Genomic DNA, 5,180 nt, shown 5'->3' with positions numbered 1-5,180 from the left:
CGTAAATAAAAAGGCCAGCGCGAGGCTGGCCTTGAAGAGAGGAAGCGCGGAGATTATTTCAGACCGGCCGCTTCCCGCAGCAGCGCCGCTTTGTCGGTTTTTTCCCATGGGAAATGTTCGCGACCAAAGTGACCGTAGGCTGCGGTTTCTTTGTAGATCGGGTGCAGCAGATCCAGCATCTGAATCAGACCGTATGGACGCAGGTCGAAGAACTCACGCACCAGCAGGGTCAGCTGTTCAGAAGGCACTTTCTCGGTGCCAAAGGTTTCCACCATAATGGACGTCGGTTCTGCAACGCCGATAGCGTAGGAAACCTGAATTTCGCAACGATCGGCCAGGCCTGCGGCAACGATGTTCTTCGCCACATAGCGCGCCGCGTAGGCTGCGGAACGGTCAACTTTAGATGGATCTTTACCAGAGAACGCGCCGCCGCCGTGGCGAGCCATGCCGCCGTAGGTATCAACGATGATCTTACGACCGGTCAGACCGCAGTCGCCCATCGGGCCGCCAATAACGAAACGGCCGGTCGGGTTGATGAAGAATTTGGTGGACGCGTTGAGCCATTCGGTCGGCAGAATCGGCTTGATGATCTCTTCCATCACTGCTTCTTCCAGGGATTTCTGATCGATATCTTCCGCGTGCTGAGTCGACAGAACGACCGCGTCGATGCCGACGATTTTGCCGTCGTCATACTGGAAGGTCACCTGGCTTTTCGCATCCGGGCGCAGCCACGGCAGGGTGCCGTTTTTACGCACTTCAGCCTGACGCTGCACCAGACGGTGAGCGTAAGTCACCGGCGCCGGCATCAGCACGTCGGTTTCGTTAGTGGCGTAGCCAAACATCAGCCCCTGGTCGCCGGCGCCCTGTTCCAGCGGATCGGCACGGTCAACGCCCTGGTTAATGTCCGGAGACTGTTTACCAATGGCGCTCAGTACGGCGCACGAGTTGGCGTCAAAGCCCATATCGGAATGCACGTAGCCAATTTCGCGGACGGTGTTGCGGGTGATCTCTTCGATATCAACCCATGCGCTGGTGGTGATTTCGCCGCCTACCAGCACCATGCCGGTTTTGACATAGGTTTCACATGCGACACGCGCTTTCGGATCCTGCTCGAGGATCGCATCCAGCACGGCATCGGAGATTTGGTCAGCAATTTTGTCAGGATGCCCTTCTGATACGGACTCAGACGTAAAAAGGTGTTTTGCCATATTTTATTTCACCTGTGGACGATTCGGATAGCTCATACTGTTGTGTAATGTGGCTTTGGTGGATAATCAGCGCAAAGCCGCGCAGGTAGCGACACGAGCAGTCTGAGTGTTAATCAGTATAGACGGATTAACTTCTGGACGGCCATTTTAGGTCAAATCTTGAGCCCATTTCCAGCCTTTTTTGATGGCGGTCGCATTTATGGGAAAACCCGCCTGGCAAAATTTCCTGACAACCGCGCAAACAGGCACATTTTTATTTTGCTTTTTACCCCGCTTCTCGGTATAAAACGCCGCGCGCGGCTCATTAAAAAAGCGCACGGGGCATGGCCCTGTGGTGCCACTTCCAGCCGGGTTAAGCAGTCTGTATTTACAGAATCTCGCAGCGGCGTAGCGCCTGTTGCCCGGTATGTATAGCTTTGGCTTGTCGCCGACCCTGTCGCAGGGCGGTGTGGAGGTGATACCAGATAATGAACCAATGTTTTTCGTTTGATTCGTCGCGTCGTTCTGTCGCGCGTCAGCACTCCGCAACCTGCATCTCTCTCATGCAAACCAGCCGATGTTCACCCCATCTCGGCGCTTCTCAGGATTCCAGGGCCGGTCGGCCGTCAGAAAACTGAACAAGGGCGCTCTTGCCTGGCAAGAGTTTTCTCGTGGTTTCTCCGGACTGTCATACTCTGTTCGGCTACGTGTTTTACGATGATATGAATAAGAAACCGGTCGCGCAGTCGCAAAACCAGCAGATAGTGCTGGGCTTTAGGACTGTTCATGGGTTGTTATCGCATCTTTGGACTGCGATAGTAGTTAACTGTCTTACACTTATTATTAAAAATTGAGGTTCGCTATGTCTGACGACATGTCTATGGTTTCGCCTTCGTCAGCAGGCGAACACGGTGTACTACGTTCCATGCAGGAGGTAGCGATGAGCTCCCAGGAAGCCAGCAAGATGCTGCGTACTTATAATATTGCCTGGTGGGGCAATAACTATTATGACGTCAACGAACTGGGCCACATCAGCGTTTGCCCGGATCCGGACGTCCCGGAAGCGCGCGTTGACCTCGCGGAATTAGTCAAAGCGCGTGAAGCGCAAGGGCAGCGCTTGCCGGCGCTGTTCTGCTTCCCGCAGATCCTGCAGCACCGCCTGCGCTCGATCAACGCCGCCTTCAAACGCGCGCGTGAATCGTATGGCTATAACGGCGATTACTTCCTCGTCTACCCGATCAAGGTTAACCAGCACCGTCGCGTGATTGAATCGCTGATCCATTCCGGCGAGCCGCTGGGCCTGGAAGCCGGTTCGAAAGCGGAACTGATGGCCGTGCTGGCGCACGCCGGGATGACCCGCAGCGTCATCGTCTGTAATGGTTATAAAGACCGCGAATATATCCGTCTGGCGCTGGTGGGCGAGAAGATGGGCCACAAGGTCTATCTGGTCATTGAGAAGATGTCCGAGATCGCTATCGTACTGGAAGAGGCCGAGCGCCTGAACGTGGTGCCGCGCCTTGGCGTGCGTGCGCGTCTGGCCTCGCAGGGCTCCGGTAAATGGCAGTCCTCCGGCGGCGAGAAGTCCAAGTTCGGCCTCGCAGCGACCCAGGTGCTGCAACTGGTCGAAATTCTGCGCGAGGCAGGCCATCTTGAGAGCCTGCAACTGCTGCACTTCCACCTCGGTTCGCAGATGGCTAACATTCGCGATATCGCCACCGGCGTGCGTGAATCGGCGCGTTTCTACGTCGAACTGCATAAGCTGGGCGTCAACATTCAGTGCTTCGACGTCGGCGGCGGCCTGGGCGTGGACTATGAAGGGACCCGCTCGCAGTCCGATTGCTCGGTGAACTACGGTCTGAACGAATACGCCAACAATATCATCTGGGCGATCGGCGATGCCTGCGAAGAGAATGGCCTGCCGCACCCGACGGTGATCACCGAGTCCGGCCGCGCGGTGACTGCGCACCATACCGTGCTGGTTTCCAACATCATCGGCGTGGAGCGTAACGAATACACCGAGGCGACCCCGCCGGCGGAAGACGCTGCGCGTCCGCTGCAGAGCATGTGGGAAACCTGGCTGGAGATGCACGAGACCGGCAACCGCCGCTCGCTGCGCGAATGGCTGCACGACAGCCAGATGGACCTGCACGATATCCACATCGGCTACTCCTCAGGCACCTTCAACCTGCAGGAGCGCGCGTGGGCGGAACAGCTGTATCTGAACATGTGCCATGAGGTGCAGAAGCAGCTCGACCCGAGCAACCGCGCCCATCGTCCCATCATCGATGAGCTGCAGGAGCGAATGGCGGATAAAATCTACGTCAACTTCTCGTTGTTCCAGTCGATGCCGGATGCCTGGGGGATCGATCAGCTGTTCCCGGTGATGCCGCTGGAAGGGCTGAACAAGTCGCCTGAGCGCCGCGCGGTGCTGCTGGACATCACCTGCGATTCCGATGGCGCCATCGATCACTACGTGGACGGCGACGGGATCGCCACCACCATGCCGATGCCGGAATACGACCCGGAGAACCCGCCGATGCTGGGCTTCTTCATGGTTGGCGCCTATCAGGAGATCCTCGGCAACATGCATAACCTGTTCGGCGATACCGAGGCGGTGGACGTGTTCGTCTTCCCTGACGGCAGCGTTGAGGTTGAGCTGTCCGACGAGGGCGATACCGTGGCGGATATGCTGCAGTATGTGCAGCTGGATCCGAACACGCTGCTGACCCAGTTCCGCGATCAGGTGAAAAATACCGGTCTGGACGACGCGCTGCAGCAGCAGTTCCTCGAGGAGTTCGAGGCGGGACTGTACGGCTATACTTATCTGGAAGACGAGTAGCCGCTGATGCCCGGTGGCGCTGCGCTGACCGGGCCTGCGTATGTCGGCCGGATAAGGCGAAGCCGTCATCCGGCAGCATGCGATACTCACTTGAACCTGTATGCATTACCGGCGATAATTCACGCCAATAAGCGATTTATCTATCAAACCCTTCCTCGTCGGGCCTAACGACGCGGAGGGGTTTTTTTATACTTATTTTTTACGTTCCACGACTGTCAAAAGAGGTCATATCCATGAGCACTTTAGGTCATCAATACGATAACTCCCTGGTATCCAATGCCTTTGGCTTTCTGCGTTTGCCAATGAACTTTATGCCGTATGAAAGCGATGCGGACTGGGTCATCACCGGCGTGCCGTTCGATATGGCGACCTCCGGGCGCGCGGGCGGCCGTCATGGCCCGGCGGCGATCCGTCAGGTTTCCACTAACCTTGCCTGGGAGCACAACCGTTTCCCGTGGAACTTCGATATGCGCGAGCGCCTGAACGTGGTGGACTGCGGCGATCTGGTCTACGCCTTCGGCGACGCGCGCGAAATGAGCGAGAAGCTGCAGGCTCACGCCGAGAAGCTGCTGGCGGCCGGCAAACGTATGCTCTCCTTTGGCGGCGACCACTTCGTTACCCTGCCGCTGCTGCGCGCCCATGCCAAGCACTTTGGTAAAATGGCGCTGGTGCACTTCGATGCTCACACCGATACCTACGCCAACGGCTGCGAGTTCGACCACGGCACCATGTTCTATACCGCGCCGAACGAAGGGCTTATCGATCCGAACCACTCCGTACAGATCGGGATCCGCACCGAGTTCGACAAAGACAATGGCTTTACGGTGCTCGACGCCGGCCAGGTTAACGACCGCAGCGTTGATGACGTGATTGCCCAGGTGAAGCAGATCGTCGGCGACATGCCGGTGTACCTGACCTTTGATATCGACTGTCTGGATCCGGCGTTTGCGCCAGGCACCGGTACCCCGGTTATCGGCGGGCTGACCTCCGACCGCGCGATCAAGCTGGTGCGCGGCCTGAAGGACCTGAACATCGTCGGGATGGACGTGGTGGAAGTCGCCCCGGCCTACGATCAGTCCGAAATTACCGCTCTGGCGGCGGCGACCCTGGCGCTGGAGATGCTGTACATCCAGGCGGCGAAGAAGGGCGAATAA

Annotated in this window: 5 protein-coding genes; 4 read left to right on the top strand and 1 reads right to left on the bottom strand. The window is 57.5% G+C overall.

Features of this window, described 5'->3' with window-relative positions:
- Positions 1-53: 53 nt before the first annotated feature.
- The gene (gene metK, locus VZP09_RS16965) at positions 54-1,208 is read right to left on the bottom strand and encodes a methionine adenosyltransferase (protein WP_328795296.1); all 1,155 of its coding nucleotides are present in this window, start codon (positions 1,206-1,208) and stop codon (positions 54-56) included.
- A gap of 467 nt (positions 1,209-1,675) precedes the next feature.
- Between metK and VZP09_RS24880 the strand changes: the two genes are divergently transcribed.
- The 4 genes from VZP09_RS24880 to speB all read left to right on the top strand — a co-directional run bounded on the left by VZP09_RS24880 (position 1,676) and on the right by speB (position 5,180).
- A complete protein-coding gene (locus tag VZP09_RS24880; protein WP_418133705.1) occupies positions 1,676-1,825 on the top strand; it encodes a hypothetical protein in 150 nt (49 codons plus the stop codon).
- Positions 1,826-1,909: 84 nt separating this feature from the next.
- On the top strand, positions 1,910-2,041 hold the full coding sequence (yqgB, locus tag VZP09_RS16960; protein WP_002916578.1) for an acid stress response protein YqgB: 132 nt from the start codon (positions 1,910-1,912) through the stop codon (positions 2,039-2,041).
- An 8-nt stretch (positions 2,042-2,049) separates the two neighbouring features.
- On the top strand, positions 2,050-4,026 hold the full coding sequence (speA, locus tag VZP09_RS16955; RefSeq protein WP_004149805.1) for a biosynthetic arginine decarboxylase: 1,977 nt from the start codon (positions 2,050-2,052) through the stop codon (positions 4,024-4,026).
- A 233-nt stretch (positions 4,027-4,259) separates the two neighbouring features.
- Positions 4,260-5,180 carry an agmatinase gene (gene speB, locus VZP09_RS16950; RefSeq protein ID WP_002916572.1) on the top strand — a complete coding sequence of 307 codons (921 nt, stop codon included), beginning with the start codon at positions 4,260-4,262 and terminating at the stop codon, positions 5,178-5,180.

The organism is Klebsiella sp. EMBS2024 (assembly GCF_036233805.1).
Lineage (GTDB): Bacteria > Pseudomonadota > Gammaproteobacteria > Enterobacterales > Enterobacteriaceae > Klebsiella > Klebsiella pneumoniae.
This window is presented reverse-complemented; position numbering and strand designations above follow the sequence as displayed.